Origin of the sequence: Cyclobacterium jeungdonense, from assembly GCF_010994275.1 — a bacterium.
GTDB lineage: Bacteria > Bacteroidota > Bacteroidia > Cytophagales > Cyclobacteriaceae > Cyclobacterium > Cyclobacterium jeungdonense.
The window spans coordinates 22,720-37,960 of sequence record NZ_WMCD01000003.1 but is presented as its reverse complement, the minus strand read 5'-3'; the positions used below and the strand labels follow the sequence as shown (position 1 = coordinate 37,960).

General features: G+C 43.6%; 11 protein-coding genes. 5 read left to right on the top strand and 6 right to left on the bottom strand.

Annotated features, from left to right (window positions below; all coding sequences use genetic code 11):
- Positions 1–7: 7 nt before the first annotated feature.
- From GKS34_RS07690 to phnW, 5 genes are all read left to right on the top strand, one after another.
- The gene (locus tag GKS34_RS07690; RefSeq protein ID WP_163384235.1) at positions 8–1,621 is read left to right on the top strand and encodes an aminotransferase class V-fold PLP-dependent enzyme; all 1,614 of its coding nucleotides are present in this window, start codon (positions 8–10) and stop codon (positions 1,619–1,621) included.
- Positions 1,622–1,685: 64 nt separating this feature from the next.
- Positions 1,686–2,261: a RidA family protein gene (locus GKS34_RS07685; RefSeq protein ID WP_163384234.1), complete on the top strand. Its 576-nt coding sequence runs from the start codon at positions 1,686–1,688 to the stop codon at positions 2,259–2,261.
- 126 nt (positions 2,262–2,387) lie between these two features.
- On the top strand, positions 2,388–3,578 hold the full coding sequence (gene egtB / locus GKS34_RS07680) for an ergothioneine biosynthesis protein EgtB (protein ID WP_240459230.1): 1,191 nt from the start codon (positions 2,388–2,390) through the stop codon (positions 3,576–3,578).
- Positions 3,575–4,507, top strand: a complete 933-nt coding sequence (gene egtD, locus GKS34_RS07675) for an L-histidine N(alpha)-methyltransferase (RefSeq protein ID WP_163384233.1) — start codon at positions 3,575–3,577, stop codon at positions 4,505–4,507. The genes egtB and egtD overlap by 4 nt, the downstream gene beginning before the upstream one ends.
- Before the next feature lie 166 nt (positions 4,508–4,673).
- Positions 4,674–5,774 (top strand): 2-aminoethylphosphonate--pyruvate transaminase, encoded by a 1,101-nt coding sequence (gene phnW, locus GKS34_RS07670; RefSeq protein ID WP_240459229.1) that lies wholly within the window; start codon positions 4,674–4,676, stop codon positions 5,772–5,774.
- 81 nt (positions 5,775–5,855) lie between these two features.
- Here phnW and GKS34_RS07665 read toward each other — a convergent pair whose 3' ends face one another.
- From GKS34_RS07665 to GKS34_RS07640, 6 genes are all read right to left on the bottom strand, one after another.
- The gene (locus GKS34_RS07665; RefSeq protein WP_163384232.1) at positions 5,856–7,307 is read right to left on the bottom strand and encodes a sialate O-acetylesterase; all 1,452 of its coding nucleotides are present in this window, start codon (positions 7,305–7,307) and stop codon (positions 5,856–5,858) included.
- 919 nt (positions 7,308–8,226) lie between these two features.
- The gene (locus GKS34_RS07660) at positions 8,227–9,843 is read right to left on the bottom strand and encodes a hypothetical protein (protein WP_163384231.1); all 1,617 of its coding nucleotides are present in this window, start codon (positions 9,841–9,843) and stop codon (positions 8,227–8,229) included.
- A 304-nt stretch (positions 9,844–10,147) separates the two neighbouring features.
- Complete coding sequence (locus GKS34_RS07655) at positions 10,148–11,788, bottom strand: tyrosinase family protein (RefSeq protein ID WP_163384230.1); 1,641 nt, start codon at positions 11,786–11,788, stop codon at positions 10,148–10,150.
- An 866-nt stretch (positions 11,789–12,654) separates the two neighbouring features.
- Positions 12,655–13,971: a polysaccharide deacetylase family protein gene (locus GKS34_RS07650; protein WP_163384229.1), complete on the bottom strand. Its 1,317-nt coding sequence runs from the start codon at positions 13,969–13,971 to the stop codon at positions 12,655–12,657.
- Positions 13,972–14,480: 509 nt separating this feature from the next.
- Positions 14,481–14,870, bottom strand: coding sequence for a hypothetical protein (locus tag GKS34_RS07645; protein ID WP_163384228.1), 390 nt, complete (start codon positions 14,868–14,870; stop codon positions 14,481–14,483).
- Positions 14,836–15,135 (bottom strand): hypothetical protein, encoded by a 300-nt coding sequence (locus GKS34_RS07640; RefSeq protein WP_163384227.1) that lies wholly within the window; start codon positions 15,133–15,135, stop codon positions 14,836–14,838. Before GKS34_RS07640 ends, GKS34_RS07645 begins: the two co-directional genes overlap by 35 nt.
- Between the last annotated feature and the right edge of the window lie 106 nt (positions 15,136–15,241).

The following is a 15,241-nucleotide window of genomic DNA, read 5'->3' as shown; positions in this document are numbered from 1 at the left end:
ACATGTTATGGATAGAAGAGAAATGATCAAAAACCTGGCGATTCTGCCAATGGGTGGAAGCTTGATGAGCATGTCGCCACTCATCAACAACCGAAAAAAGGCAACCGGCCCTCTTGCTCTGGACGAAAACATTTACCGTTCCCTGGGCGTGGAACCCATCATCAATTGCCGGGGCACCTTTACCATTATCGGCGGCTCCATAGAGCGCCCGGAAGTGCATCAGGCCATGGCCGCAGCTGCTAAAAACTTTGTGCAATACGATGAGCTTGCTTTTGCTATTGGCGAGCGGCTGGCAGAAATTACAAAAGCAGATTTTGGGATCATAACCGCAGGTTGTGCAGCGGCCATGAAGCACGCAACGGCTGCCTGTGTAACCGGTGGCAATCCGGAAAAACTCCTCAGAATACCCGACTTGTCGGGAATGGACAAAACCGAAGTCATCATTCCAAGACATTCCAGAAACGTATACGATCATGCGGTGCGAAACATCGGCGTGACCATTGTAGAGGTCGACAGTCCCGAGGAATTAGAACGCGCACTAAGTCCCAAAACGGCCATGATCTACTTGATTTCCGGTAGGGGAGCTTCTACAGGCCAACCCTTGTCCCTGGAAAACATCGCTAAAATCGCTAAAAGTCACGAGGTCCCCATTTTAATGGATGCGGCTGCCGAGAATCTGACCATCCCCTGTGTGCATTTTGAAAGAGGTGCCACCATGGTTGCCTACAGTGGGGGGAAAGCGATCTGCGGACCCCAATGCGCGGGCCTGTTACTGGGAAGAAAAGACCTGATGTTGTCTGCCTGGCAGGCGAGCTCTCCCCACCATGGCCCGGGGAGGGACAATAAAGTGGGTAAGGAGGAAATGCTGGGCATGCTGGCAGCAGTGGAAGCATGGACCACCCGCGACCACGAAAAAGAATGGGAAACCTGGATGCAATGGCTCAACCAAATTGCCGATCGGGCTACAAAAATCAAAGGAGTGACCCATTCCATCAACATGCCTGATGGCCTGAATAACCGCGCTCCCATGCTACAGATTCATTGGGATCCAGATAACCTGCACATCACGGGTGCCGAGGTAGCTGAACTCTTTGGCCGCACGGCTCCCCGGATTGCAGTAGGCAGCAGAAACCAGGATGGGCTTACCTCGATTACCATCAGCCCTAACCAAATGCAGGAGGGAGAAGCCAAGGTGATTGCCGATCGAATTCATCAAACGCTGTCGGAAAAAAGAAAAGCGGTAAACAACTCCATGATTCCGGCTGCCGCAAATCTCAGCGGAAAATGGGACGTCGAAATGGCCTTTTTCAGTAGCCAAAGCACGCATACATGGGCTTTGACGCAGGACGAAAACTGGATCAATGGCACACATATAAGTGATTTTGCCAACCAGGATATTTACGGCACCATCGAAGGAAACAAAGTTGTCCTGCGTAGTAATTTCCGAAAACCAGGCGATTCGGTAACCTTTATGTTTACGGGTAACTTAAGCGGAGATACCCTCGCAGGGGAAGTGTTCATGGGAGAATACCTGACGGCAAAATTTACAGCCAAAAAATCCGGAGAGGCGCCCCGAAAAGAAAAGATAATGGTTCCCTCTGGCCCTCCATTGGCAACCTGAGGTTTTATATAGTTGAATTTACCCAAATGACCGGATTTCACCACCTTTAAAAACAAACAGATTTATGAAAAATTATGCATTACTCCTGTCATTGTCCCTCTTTTTACTCCTTGCCTGTGAGGAAAAGGCGTCCGAAGTTTCGGATGAACCACCTGCCCAGGAACAACCGGGAGACGGTATTGATGCGGAACAACGACTCCGGGATCTGGGCATTGAATTGATCATGCCAAACCCACCCACCGCCAATTACCTCAAAGCCAAAACCGTGGGAAATGTGGTTTACCTGGCAGGGCATGGTCCGGATAGACCCGATGGTACTCAGGTTATCGGTAAACTGGGATCTGAATTGGAATTGGAGCAGGGTATCGAGGCGGCCCGCTTTACGGGCATTTCATTGCTCTCTTCGCTTAAGGCCGAAATAGGAGATCTCAACCGGGTAAAAAACATCGTTCGTGCCCAGGGCATGGTCAATGCAGATCCGTCCTTCAAGCAACATTCTCAGGTAATCAACGGCTTCTCTGACCTGATGGTAGAAGTTTTTGGCGACAAGGGAAAGCACGCCCGAGCCGCCATAGGTATGAGTTCGCTGCCCAACAATATCTCCGTGGAAATCGACATGATTGTGGAACTTTATGAGTAATTGATTTTATATTCCATTGAAGGATGCTATTTTTAGACATTCTTTGAATCAAAAAATAAAGGGAGGTTGATTGCCTCCCTGCATTTTTTGAAGGGCGACCCTGCAAAACTTAAAAACAATCATCGTATGCCAACGGAATTAAGCCAACCGGAAACCATTTTTCAAGCGATGGTTCAAAAATTCAAAGACTGTCGTAGGCAAACGGAGCAAATTTGTGCGCCTTTAACACCAGAAGACCATGTGCCCCAACCCATCGTTGATGTCTCCCCGCCCAAATGGCATTTGGCGCATTCCACCTGGTTTTTTGAGCAGTTTCTGCTTGGCCCATACAAGTCGGGTTATAAGGTTTACAACACGGATTTTGCATATTTATTTAATAGCTACTATAACAATGCAGGCGAACGGGTTTTGCGACCAAACAGGGGCCTGATGAGCCGGCCTCCCGTAAAGGAGATAATGGATTTCCGATCTCACGTGACAGAGGAAGTGTTGGAGCTGCTTTCTTCTGGCAACGCCGTTACCGAAGCCCTGGAAATCCTGAAGTTAGGCATTCATCACGAGCAACAACACCAGGAATTGCTGGTATATGATATCAAATACATTTTAGGCCATCAACCCACATTTCCAGTATATGGAGATTCATTTGTTTTGAAGGCTGAAAACCAGGAATTCTCCTGGATACGGATGGAAGAGGGGATTTATGAAATCGGCTATTCCGGCGATGAGTTTTGTTACGACAATGAGCTAGGCAGGCACCGAGTCTTTCTGGAGCCTTACCAGATCGGCAGCAAATTAGTGACTAATGGCGAATTCATGGAATTCATTGCTTCCGGAGCCTATTCGGATTTTAATCTTTGGCATGCCGACGGCTGGGATTACCTGCAAAAAAACAAGCTAGAGGCTCCCCTATACTGGCATTATACCAAAGGAGAATGGTACCATTATACGCTAAATGGACTGGTACCTGTGGACCCGTCACTACCGGTTCAACATGTGAGCATGTACGAGGCCTATGCCTTTGCCGAATGGAAAGGCCTGCGCCTACCTACGGAATTCGAGTGGGAGGCTGCCGCTGACCGATTTTCGTGGGGCCAACTCTGGGAATGGACAGGAAGTGCCTACCTACCCTACCCCGGGTTTCAAAAAGCTCCGGGAGCATTGGGGGAATACAACGGAAAATTTATGATCAATCAGCATGTTTTGAGAGGGGCATCTGCGGCCACTGCTCCGGAACATAGCAGAAAAAGCTACCGAAACTTCTTTGCACCAGCCTCCCGATGGATTTTTTCAGGAATCAGGCTCGCCCAATCGCTATGACAACAGACACATTTGAAAAGGATATCTTGAAGGGATTGCAATCAAACCCCAAAAGACTTTTTTCCAAATACTTTTATGATGATAAAGGCTCTGCCATTTTCCAGCAAATCATGCACATGCCGGAATACTACCTCCCTGGTTGCGAAACAGAAATCTTACAACACCGGGTAAAAGACATCATCAACAAACTCCCGCAGGCTAGCTACGACGTAGTAGAACTTGGTGCCGGAGATGGCAGTAAAACCGCGTTTTTTCTGGATGCCATGATCCGGGAAAAGAAGAAAGTCACCTATATTCCCCTGGACATTTCTCCCGAAATACTTTCGGTAAATGAAGAAATCATGCGGCAGAAACTTCCCGGTCTTTGTGTCAAACCTATTGCCGGGGATTACTTTGAAACCCTGAAAAATATTTCATCAAGAGAGATCCCGAAAATTATTCTGTTTCTTGGCAGCAATATTGGAAATTTTGAAGGGAAAAAAGCCCTTGACTTTATCCGGTTTGTGAAAAGTTTTATGGGAAAGGGGGATTACTTTATGCTGGGAGTTGACCTTAAAAAACATCCCAGAACCATCCTTGCAGCGTATGATGATCCCGCCGGCATCACCAAAAGGTTTAATATCAACCTTCTGGACAGGATCAATAGGGAATTAAATGGAAATTTCAATACCGCTGATTTTGATCATTATGCCAGTTATGATCCCATCAGCGGAGCCACCAAAAGCTACCTGATCAGTAAAGTCGAACAAAAGGTCCGGGTATCTGGCCACACCCTTACTTTTTCTCCCTATGAAGCCATCCATATGGAGATTTCGCAAAAATACAGCCTGCATGACTTGGATCGGATTAGGGAAAATGCGGGATTCAAAAACGACCATCATTTTACCGATAGCAAATCCTATTTCAGCATCAGCTTATTTGAAGTATAAGTTTATTGATCAAATCCCTGCCTCACAATAATTGTGGATGCCTGAAATAAAATTATCCATGTTGTTGTAAACGGTTCACTGAGGAAGATACTAATTTCAGTCAGATTTCTGAAATTATAGTGCGGAAAGCTTATATTTAGCATCCGTATTTTTGCCTATTACCATCATGATGATACCAGAAAATCCCTATTTATTGCTTACTCCCGGACCTTTGAGTACCAGTAAAACCGTTCGTGCCGCCATGAACCGGGACTGGTGCACCTGGGATTCGGATTACAACGAGCTTGTCCAAACGATTCGTTCTTCCCTGGTAAATTTGAGTCAAGGTGGTTCTGAGTATACTTCGGTATTGATGCAGGGGAGCGGTACCTTTTCCGTAGAAGCCGTCCTTTGGACCTGCCTAAAGCCCGATAGCACCATACTGGTAATTTCAAACGGTGCTTATGGCAATCGAATGGCAAAAATTGCCTCCATGATGGGAGTGGGATTGGAAGTGCTGACTTTCTCAGAAGGCAAACAGCCGGATCCGGAAATCGTGGAAAAAACGCTGCGAGCGCATCGGGAAATCACCCATATCGGCATGGTACACTGCGAAACGACTACCGGTATGCGCAATCTGTATGCGCCCATTGCCGAATTGGCAGGGAAATGGGGGAAAGTTTTCATTCTGGATGCTATGAGTAGCTTTGGAGGTATTCCCCTGGATATAAACGCGCCAAAAATCGACTTCCTGATCAGCAGTGCCAATAAGTGCATTCAGGGGGTACCGGGATTTGGTTTTGTGCTGGCCGATAAAGGCCTGCTGCAGGAGTGTGAGGGAAATTCAAAAAGTCACTCCCTGGACCTGTTTGATCAATGGCAAACCATGGAGAAAAACAAGGGCAAATGGCGGTTTACTTCCCCGACCCATACCGTTCGGGCCTTTTTACAAGCCTTGCAAGAACTGGAAGAAGAGGGAGGCATAGAAGCGAGGTATCAACGCTACTGCACGAATCACAAAATCCTGATTCGGGGAATGGAAAATATGGGAATTCGTGCTTTCCTTTCTCCTGAAGACCAATCTCCTATCATAACTGCCTTCCATGAACCCAAAAATCCCGGTTTTTCCTTTGAAAAACTGTACCACTTATTGAAATCCGAGGGCTTTGTAATCTATCCGGGAAAGGTTTCGCAAGCGCCTACTTTCAGGATTGGCCATATCGGAAATGTTTTTCCGGAGGATATTCACCGTCTGGTAGCTGCCGTGGAAAAAATAAAATTCTGGTAAAATAAAAAAAGTAGTATCCGGAGACCAAATGCTACGCTTTCGGAAATACCCGGACACTACTTTGGTTAAAATCTACATGCCTTATTTCTTGCCGTATGTGATTCCCTGCCAGTCGTCCGTTCGGAACGGATCAGCGGGAAGTCCTTCCTCATTATACAGGTTGAGATCATCCGGATTGTCCGCCCAGCCGTATCGCACCGCAACCGGTTGGTCTATATCTCCGGTTTCCAAAACGATCTGGTTTCCATCCTGAAAGCCTTTGACCCAGTGAAATTCCTTGTCGGCGCCAGCGACTGCAAAACCTTTTACGTAACCGTATTTATCCTTAACCATCAAGCCGGAACCCACATGATCAAAACTGATCCGGATCTGATTTCCCTGAACTTCCATGGATTTAAAGGTGGGGCCACTGTAGACCACATCCATTCCATAAGCTACCTTCTTTGCGGCACGGGCCAGTCGTTCGCCTACCGTCCATTTATCCCTGGGGTGGATGTCATCGGCCTCCCCTTTATCAATGATTACCGCCTGGGCGGTATTGGGAAGGGATAAGGTCATGCTTTGAGCTTCCCTTAATTCGGCCCAGTCACTATCGCCCGGTTTTTCTTTCGGTTGTCTGAAATTGGCCAACTGCACCCAAATAAAGGGAAAATCGCCCTGTCCCCACTGTTTTCTCCAGTCCTGGATCATCAGGGGAAAGATCTCCCGGTATTGATAGGCCCTTCCGGCATTGGATTCGCCCTGGTACCAAAGTGCTCCTTTGATGGCAAACGGTATCACTGGCTCCAGCATCCCATAAAAAAGGCTGGTAGGCCAGTTGTTCGGCTTTCGGACCTCCGGGTCGGAAAAATCAGTGGGTCCCTCTGCCTGATTGGTAGCTATCCGTTGGCTGAAATCTCCGTGAGTAGCCAGCGCCTCTGCACTGGTCCATGCCTCGGAAACAGTACCTCCCCAATTGATATCCAGTAATCCAATAGGCACATCCAAATCCGCCTGAATTCTTCGGGCAAAATAATAACCAATGGCGGAAAAGTTCTCGACCGTGGCCGGCGTACAAACAGACCATTTTGCTTCCGCCACATCGTCAAGTGGCTGCAGGCTCAGGTCTCTTCCTACCTCAAACAAACGGATATTGGGATAATCGGCCACCTTGATGCTATCCTCTCCATTGTTGGTGTTTTTCAAGGCCCATTCCATATTGGATTGGCCTCCCAGCAACCACACATCCCCCATCATGACGTTTTCATAGGCAAGGGATTCTTTCGATGTGTTAACGGTTAAGATATAGGGTCCCCCTTTTGGAAAAGCATCCATGCGAAGCTCCCAGTTACCTTCCCGATCGGCTCTGACCCGATATTCTTTGTCCTGAAAGGTGACAATCACACGCTGCCGTGGATCTGCCTCACCCCATACGGGTATTTCTTGTCCCCGCTGCAACACCATATGGTCAGCAAAAACTTTAGGCAATTTTAATTCTGCCTTTACCTGAAACAGAACCAGGAATAAAGCAGCAAACAACACTATTTTTCTCATCGTATTTGGATTTGGTTAATTTTAAAAAGAATTGATAATATACGATTTTTGCCCCAAAATTCTGTATTCAGGCTATTTTTAACTTTTCCGGATTTTTTAAACCGGATTCCAATACCTTGGGAAAAAGCAACGTTAAGTTGGTAACTTGTGTTAGGATTTTGTCAGCATTGTTGCGGAAAAAGGCTACAATACCGCCAAAATTATCTTGGTTTTTTCTAATCCACGGGTTTTCACCCGTGGTTACTATTATTGAAGCCCTTCTGGCTTAATTAGTGCCTTATAGAAAGCCCATGATTTTTCTATTTCTGCTTATACTTTTTCCCATTTTTACTGATGTATAGGTTTTAAGTAAGACAAGTTATTTCGGCATTGCTAAGTTAAAATTAGTCATCTACTAAAAATTCCATTCCTCGACAAATAGAAAACAACTTTATCGGTAAAACCTTATTTTACTTGAAAGCATTAACCATTAGAATTTTTTCGGCCTTCATAGGTTATGGGTTTTTGATAAGTATGGAGGAGGCGAATCCCTTAATAAACCCTAAATAGCTTCAAATACACTTTCAGGAAATACCGGTTTTGGTAGGATGGCAAAATAATCCAAAATCCTTAAGGATTATTGGTGGTGCATTCATTTCGCCAAATATCGAGCATTCTTATTTACCGAAAGTGGTACAAGTACAACGACCGATCACCGCAAAGGCCGCCCAGTATAAAGGACATTGTGGAAATGGAAAAACTAAATTCACCTGGCCTTATGGAGCAGGCTCACCTTTTTTACTCCTTTCGGCTTTGACGCATTCGAAACAGAACAATCGCCGTCACAGGAAATCCCTTTCCATTTAGCTTTTATCTTGTCTTTTATTAATTCCGAAGAAAAGACCATCGCCCTGCGGAATATCCGAGTGGGACTGCTTTTTTATTCCGGAACCGGATGAGGAATTGAATCGTTGTACTTGGCTTTTCCTAAAAGCCAGCTAAAATCTCCAGAGAGTTGCGCTCCGTTTTTACTGACTTCTCCATTTATATTTTTATAGATCCCGGCACTTGAATGACAACCCATGCAGCTTTCGGTTCCAAAAATGGTTTTCACGTTTTTTGGATTGCCTTCTATTAAATCGGATGCGCTTTGGTTTCCTCCTTGAAAAAATGTTTCCATAGTGATATTGGTAAGCAAAGCAATATTTGGATCTCCACCAGGCTTGTTTACTACAGACTCCGGAACCGTATTGTCCTCTTTGCCATTAGGTCCAGGGAGTACGTTTTGGTTTAATGGATACTGCGTGTCAACTAGCAAATAATACTGCCATATACTGCCTTCTTGTGCAAAATAGGCTTGCATTTGTTTGTTAATGTTTTTTACACGCACTGGAATGTCTACCATTCTAAAAGCCTGCGTTTTCATTACATTTTCCGATGCCCAATACTGCTCTGGGTAAATACTATCTTGTTTTTGCTGATCTTTCCCGGTTAATTGCCAATAATTCCCTTGCGGGTCTTCCATAAACTTAAAGGTTGTACCGTTAGAAACATCGTAATTTACCGGGCAAATTTCACAATTTGGATCACGCAGGGTTGGGTGAATTAATTCCCGCTTACCGTTGACGTCAATAACATTCTGATCCAGGTTATCTACGTGCTCAAAAGTGGACCAAACCCACTGCTTTGCGGTTGGCGTTTTTTGGCTTATGTGCATGCCAATTAACCCAATATCTTTTTTAACCAAATCGCCGGCATCGTTATATACATAGCCTTCATCTTGGTAGTAGCGAGATTTAATGTCTGTATCTTCTAAAATCTTCCATGCAAATTTTATTTCTACGGCTCCTAAATATCCGGCGTTGTAATCTCCAGCCGGAAAATCCGCAATAGCGCCTGTACGTGTAAAATCTAACTGACCATTGATGTTATACAATTGATTCTCTACTACATAATCAAATTCAATTTGATTCATGAGTACCTCGTATACTACCACGTTGCCGTTTTGATCGTACAACTTCCCAGCAAAAGCCTGATCGGTTTCATCGGCTATATTGCTAAAGTTGCCGGGGTGTGTTGGTGTGTTAGACGATAGTACAATTCTAGCGCCAGCATCAGCTAGCACCTCTTTGGGAATTTTTAGGCCAAAGTCTGTCCTGGGGGCTCCCCAGGGAGCTGGTTTTTGACCATCTTCCCGATACACCTGAAAGGCCTCTTTCCAACCTAACCAGGCTGGTTCACCCGCATCTGTAAATTTTGATTTGGGGGTTCCATCTTGAGCTAATGGCCATTGAATAGCCATAAATGCTTGCCAGCTGTAGCGATTAAAGCTTTCATTTAAGGCGTAAATATCTCCTTCTTTTTTCAGCTTTTCTTGTAATACAGGGTCAACATCGACCGGGATAGTAGGTGAAAATACAACTGGTGGCGGAATTTCATCATGACTCCCTGCCTCGCCACACGAGAAGAGCATCATTCCCACAAACACGAAATAAGAGAGGTTCAGTTTCGTTGAAAACAGAAGTGAAACTCGTTCAAAACAAGTTGATAGTTCCATAATTGTTCGTTATTTAAATAATATTCGTTTTAGGATGCTGCTTTATCCCACGGCTCCATACTGGAAACCTTTAAAATCGTTTTTCTTCTGAATGATTGTCAGGCAGCTTTATTGGAAATTTAGATACTGCCTACACCTAATCCGATCTTAATTCAGAAACCCTAGAGGCTATCTATTCAAACCACCCAAAGCAGCATAGGCTCCATAAATGCTAACACGCACCATAGTATTTACTATCCGGAGGAATATAGAATTATTATCTTGGCCTATGTACTCATTTCGTTGCAATTGTGATTGTTTCCACTTAATGAATAAGGCGAATATTGATAGTAGGATTGCCTATTTCCTTAAAAGGAATCACAGGACGGTTACCTTCATCGTCTGCACGTGAAAGTTGTATCTCGACCTTTACTTTTCCCTCTGCTTTTTGCAGTCTTTCGTTTTCAAATTCAAAATCAAAGCTGACAAGTGCTTGTTTCACACAATTAGCACAATTTCCCGGTTCTGTAGCCTGGAAGAAGAATCTCGTTTGTAGCAATTTCCCTCCTAAATACAAGGAAACTGTAAATGAACCAGGAATTTTTAAGCGATTTACATCTTTCACTCTGAGAGACACGTAAGACAAATTGCTTAGTGTAAACTCATTTTTGCTGGATTGGCCTTTATTCGCATTACGATGTAAAGACACTTCTTCGGCTGAAAAATTTTCAGGCTTCGTTAGCGGAAGTGGAAGCTCCACGTAGTTAACCCCCATTTTATTTAGATCGATAGTCTGATCCACGGTAAGTCCCAAGGTTTCCGTAAAAGGATCCATAATATTCAATCCAACTCCGTCAATCCAATCGGTAGTATCGCCACAGGCTTTGACATTTTTCTTAAAATCATCCACGTTGGTTGTATGGTGTAATTTTTGCCATTGCCACATCAAACGATCCCAGTTAGCATGGAATAACCAAAAAACGGGTTCAAAACCAGTTACATCCTGATTGGCAGTAGTAGCCCCGTTGCAGTTATGGATCATATCATGTGCATGCATCAATGATTCTGATGCAACATATACTCCTTTATTCGTTAATCCATTAAAGGCATTCCATGTTGGAAATTGAATAATTTTATCAAGATATACCTTATTTGTATTTGTAGGATCGTGGGACGCATCTCTGAGATATTTCCATTTCTCCTCATTGTAGGTGGCAGCATCATTACGGATAATACTTCCATCTGCCTTCAGTGATCCATTTTTAACCTCCTGAGGGTACTGATTAATAAACTCCTGAGGTACTTTATACGTGGCGAATGGTGCTTCCGAGAAGATCTCAGGATATCGATCATCCGAAATGTCCCAATAAGGAAGGGTCACGTCCTCACATCCCGGAATAGCGCGTAATGCATTTTCAAATTGAAGAATATAGGCCCGATGCCAAGCTAAAAATGGATGAATATGATGTTCACAATAGGTTGGGGCTGGATACCAATGGATTCCTCCTAATTGGTAAAAACTATTTGGATCACTGTTATCCAAATCCATAATGCCCTGAAAGGCCTTGATGAGGTTTTCCCTTTCAATCCCCTGAACATCATTTATATTTTTCCTCTGACGCAGGCTTGTATCTTCGGCAATAGCAGCCTGGTTCTTTTTGAATGCATCTAAAGCTGCCTGATCCTTGGGACAGCCATGGGTAAGCCAATTACGAAATGAGAAGGCCTTATTTTCGTTCCAGGGAGTTGGTTTTGGTCCCCAGGGCGCCGGCATCATTTTATAATAGACGTAGTAATATATTTTCGCACTCAAGCTACTAACTTCTTGGTAGCTAGCGAGATCAATAATACCTTTCATATGAGGTACGTCATAATCCTCCCTGAAAAACCATTGAACTTCATTGTCCCAAACGGGTTCGGCAATAATAGATGGAAAATCAGGATTGTTTAGCTCTGCTTTGGTCATAATATTTTCTCATTAGTGTAAAAAATTTTATTGTACAGCTGATAGTACTTCTTTTTTCTGTTTACCGGCATATCGTACGAGTATAGAGCGTTTCTCAACGCACTGATGTTTCCAATCTTTCAGCGTTGGGAGCAGATACCCTATGCGGTGTTTTTTTTTGATAATTTATTCGTATGCCTTTCTAATGTAGGAAATTATATTCTAATATTTTTTAAATTATCAAAATAAAAAAAATACCCAAAGCCCTACCGTTTAGGTTTTGTGACGATCTAAAAACCACGGTTATTTTAGATTAATCTTCCTCATGCAACTCTTCAATAGAACTTTCTTTATCAATCAGCACCTAAGCGTATTTCTTTGCCTCTCGTTGAATCATAAAAGGAATTGCGATAATCAAATGGATCAGGAATAGTGGGAAACAGAAATCAAATGGATAGGGATTATAGATTGAAAAATTCAAATTCTTTCCCCGTTTAAAAGGTAATAATGTATCGATTTCGTCATTCACTAATAGGCCCATCAGGGAAAATACACCTAGTCGGAAGCTTTTTTTAGTTATACGGTAAAAATAGGATTACATCTACCTGAATCCTTCCCATAACCGATTTGAATTGGCAAAGGAGATCCGAATCCAAATGGGTTTTTGTAATAAAAAGTGGACCATATTACGAGACAGAAACGGCAGGAAAGGTGTAAAAAAGCGGTTAGTTCTGAACCGTGACCCATCATTTGAAATAAGATTAGCTCGCCTTGATTTTTCCATAGCACCGCTACGGTGCAATCGACTTTGGCACCAGCTGGATGCAGGTAACTTTTGCACTTAGCGGGTTCTCGTTTTCTTGTTGTTCCTTTTAGGATTAATTATACTAACGGTTTTCTTCAAGGATTACCTCATTTTCACCTAAGAACGCAGAATACGTTATATAATTACCTAAGGAATCTGATTTCACTTCATCAATAACCCTATCTTTATTAATCGAAACGGACTTCCAGTTTTTAGGTACGTATGTTTTTAGCGTAATAGGTACATCATAAACGTTTGGATCGAGGTTGGATGATAGCGTTACCTTTATACTTTTCCCATTGACGACGCTTTCAATTTTTGCACTTTCCCTTTCCCTAATGTACTTAGTGACATCTGCAAAAGTAGCCACCCAAATTTGTTCTCTGCGGTCGTTTATGTATTCAAAATAGTCTTCCAATTCTTTTCCGGTCCTGGGTTCCCAACCGATTCCATTGACACCATGAAACACCAGGACTAACCAAATATTATCATGACTTACACAGGTATCAACCCATTCTTTCATTTTATCCAATCCGATGTTTGTAAGTGGCCCTCGTTGCCACTGCACGTATTCTTTTTTTGATTCTCCCGGGTTTATATTGCTTGATCTATTTAACTCTTCCAGGTAAGGTTCTGGCATTCTGTTTCTAAGTGAGGGATAAATTTCATGTGCATATTCCATCACTCTTTCGTTCTCTGTTCCGTAGGGGCATTCCGCCGAAAACGTATATTTTTCGCCCAAAAATTTCTCGATGTCCTGTTTGCTTTGCTTTAGCTCGTACACCATATTTTTTTCATCTAAGACGGCTAGTCTTGGGTGAGTAACCGTATGGCTTGCTATTTCGTGACCTTCGCTAGCATATTTTTTCAAATCTTGCCAGGTAGTCGTGTCAACTGAATTATGATGAAATATTTCATTCTCTAAGGTCTTAATTTCTCCGGTTCTGATTTTTGAGTACCCTTCATCTAAAAGTTTGTAGGCTTCCTCTATTTTTCCTGCTTCAAAAAGGGAACCAACCCTGGAATGATAATCTGGCCCTTCAGTGGTTCCCGTAAATCCAATGAGTGATGCTCGTTCAAAGAAATTACTTTCATTCGTTTCGGTAAATTTTGTCTCTTCAATTATCTCTTCCTTAGGTCTTCCAATAAATTTACCTTTTTGAGACCCATCTATTTTTCCGGTAATGATATAAAAAGTGCCAGGCATTTGAAATTTGTCCATGATCGGTTTAGCTACCGTAAACTGATTGATGGTGCCATCATCATAGGTAATTGAAATGGCAGTTTTCTTGTCATCTTTCCATTTGGTTACATTGGTGACTCCAATTTGTTTCCCTCTCTCCGGGCTGCAGGAAAAAATCAAAATCAACCCCAATAGCACTACTACGTCTTTTTTCATAATTGTCAGGATTTAGTAAATGGATGACTGCTTTTCATGCCCCTTATCACGGCCAGGGACTAGCGGGGGCGGGTAGGAATTCGAAAGCCCAAACCCTTGCGTTCGGAAACAACCACTCTTTGACTTAAATTGGTCATTTGTTGCGGAAATAGCAACTAATACCTACGTATTCAGACCGATAAAACCCCATTTATTCATAGCATTTGGGTGTGAACAGCACGAGCATCTGGTGTCGAAGATACCAAATTATTCCTATTAGCGAAAACTGCTATGGAAGCATTCGGGTGGCCTTCGCCGGGCGATAAGTTCGAGGGTAGAACTCAGCGAAAACAAAGAATTCACTGGATATTTTTAGTATGGAGCCAGAGTGAAGGGCAGGTACGAGACCCGTACAGCCTGCCCCGTGTTTTCGGGGTACGGCGGTATGTGAGGCGACGTTTTCGTTTTCAAAGAAGGTAAATCATTCCTAATCCATAATGCCCCTTACACTAAGGGAACTTCTCTGTCGCTTATTTCAAAGGGGTTCCCTTCAGGGTTTCTCCATTCGTGGTTAATACCTGAAAATGATGAACTCGGTTCACCCCTTCGTACTTCCAGACCATTTCTTTTTCCGGTGTTAACTCAAAAAGTTTGATCCCCTCTTTCGCTCCATAGCTCGCAATCACCGTATTTCCATTGGGTAAACGCTGGGCACCACAAGGATCTTGAAAAAGAGTTCCTTCAAAATCTTCATTGCTTACTTTCCACACTACTTTTCCAGTAGCATCCACCTCAACTGTTTTATTCCCATTCGTTAAATTGATCAGGGTATTACCGTTCGCAAGACGAACAGTTGTACCAAATTCGTTATTTAACGCTGACTTTTCATAGCGAAATACGACCTTTTTTATCCTTGTCAAACTCAAGTTCTTCTTCTGACCAGCAAATCAATACATGTCCATTATCCAAAACATATCCATCTCGCGCACCTGGACGTTCCGCATCCCAAAGGATTTCTCCCGACTCGCCCAAAATTCCCGTAAAGTCGGGACCTGCGATAAAAAAGGAATGGGTGATTTCTGCCGTAATTGCTTGTTTTACAATTTCGCCCGAATTGCTTTTCGGAGAACTACAGGCAGAAACAAGTAGGCCTGATAGCAAAAGTAGGCAGGTGTGTAGCTTCATTTTTTTGGGGGGTTGATACTCAAAAATAGGCCTACTGGCAAGGTAAGCGATTGGAGAGAGAAAACCAGATCTACGTAGCGCTTTTAATTCTGCGGGTAAATCCAGG

Excerpts from the sequence above, each read along its gene's own strand:
- GKS34_RS07690 (WP_163384235.1), top strand. The coding sequence starts at position 8 with ATGGATAGAAGAGAAATGATCAAAAACCTGGCGATTCTGCCAATGGGT.
- GKS34_RS07685 (WP_163384234.1), top strand. The coding sequence starts at position 1,686 with ATGAAAAATTATGCATTACTCCTGTCATTGTCCCTCTTTTTACTCCTT.
- egtB (WP_240459230.1), top strand. The coding sequence starts at position 2,388 with ATGCCAACGGAATTAAGCCAACCGGAAACCATTTTTCAAGCGATGGTT.
- egtD (WP_163384233.1), top strand. The coding sequence starts at position 3,575 with ATGACAACAGACACATTTGAAAAGGATATCTTGAAGGGATTGCAATCA.
- phnW (WP_240459229.1), top strand. The coding sequence starts at position 4,674 with ATGATGATACCAGAAAATCCCTATTTATTGCTTACTCCCGGACCTTTG.
- GKS34_RS07665 (WP_163384232.1), bottom strand. The coding sequence starts at position 7,307 with ATGAGAAAAATAGTGTTGTTTGCTGCTTTATTCCTGGTTCTGTTTCAG.
- GKS34_RS07660 (WP_163384231.1), bottom strand. The coding sequence starts at position 9,843 with ATGGAACTATCAACTTGTTTTGAACGAGTTTCACTTCTGTTTTCAACG.
- GKS34_RS07655 (WP_163384230.1), bottom strand. The coding sequence starts at position 11,788 with ATGACCAAAGCAGAGCTAAACAATCCTGATTTTCCATCTATTATTGCC.
- GKS34_RS07650 (WP_163384229.1), bottom strand. The coding sequence starts at position 13,971 with ATGAAAAAAGACGTAGTAGTGCTATTGGGGTTGATTTTGATTTTTTCC.
- GKS34_RS07640 (WP_163384227.1), bottom strand. The coding sequence starts at position 15,135 with ATGAAGCTACACACCTGCCTACTTTTGCTATCAGGCCTACTTGTTTCT.